The organism is Clostridium sp. DMHC 10 (assembly GCF_001270375.1).
Classification (GTDB): domain Bacteria; phylum Bacillota; class Clostridia; order Clostridiales; family Clostridiaceae; genus Clostridium_S; species Clostridium_S guangxiense.
On sequence record NZ_LGVB01000003.1, the window covers coordinates 1 to 770 of the forward strand.

Genomic DNA, 770 nt, shown 5'->3' on the forward strand with positions numbered 1-770 from the left:
CAATTATAATGTACGTATTACCAGTACATACATTATAATCCTTAAAGGATGAGGATTCAATCGGCAAGACTAAAAAAAATCTTGATTTAAATATTAGTTTTGTATTTGTTAAAAATGTAAAAAAGTAAATTTAAATGGTGGTGGTAAATAATGTTACAATGTGGGAGTATCAGTTTAAATTCTTCGTGAAATAGTGTTCTTTTAAGCTAATAAAAAATGCACGTGGAATTTAGGTGGCAAGAATTGATGACAGATTAATACATGGTCAAGTAGCAACAATTTTGGTCAAAAGACACAAAATGTCAAAGAATAATTGTATGTAATGATGATGTAGAAAAGGACTCAATTAGAAAGATACTTTTGGAACAAGTTGCACCTCCAGGAATTAGAGCAAATGTTTTAGGAATTGATAAGGCAATAAGAGTTTATAATAATCCAAAATACAAAGATGATAGAGTTCTATTGTTATTCACTAATCCAACTGATGTTGTGAGAATGGTTGAAGGTGGAGTAGACATAAAGAGTGTAAATATTGGTGGTATGTCATTTAAGGAAGGAAAAAAACAAATAACTAGTGTAGTATCAGTAAACGATACAGATATTGAAGCTTTCAAAAAATTAAATAAAAAAGGCATTGAACTAGAAATAAGAAAAGTTTCTTCAGATTCAAAAGTAGATTTAATGTCAAAACTATAAGATTTACCATATTAACTTCTGCTAAAGTAACGGTGAAATCAAATGTCATTATAATTTGTAAATTAATTGAAATA

General features: G+C 27.9%; 1 pseudogene. It reads left to right on the top strand.

The features are described 5' to 3' along the window. The first annotated feature begins 233 nt into the window (after window positions 1-233). Window positions 234-696: pseudogene (locus tag AGR56_RS00395) on the top strand (mannose/fructose/sorbose PTS transporter subunit IIB). The last annotated feature ends 74 nt before the right edge of the window (window positions 697-770 follow it).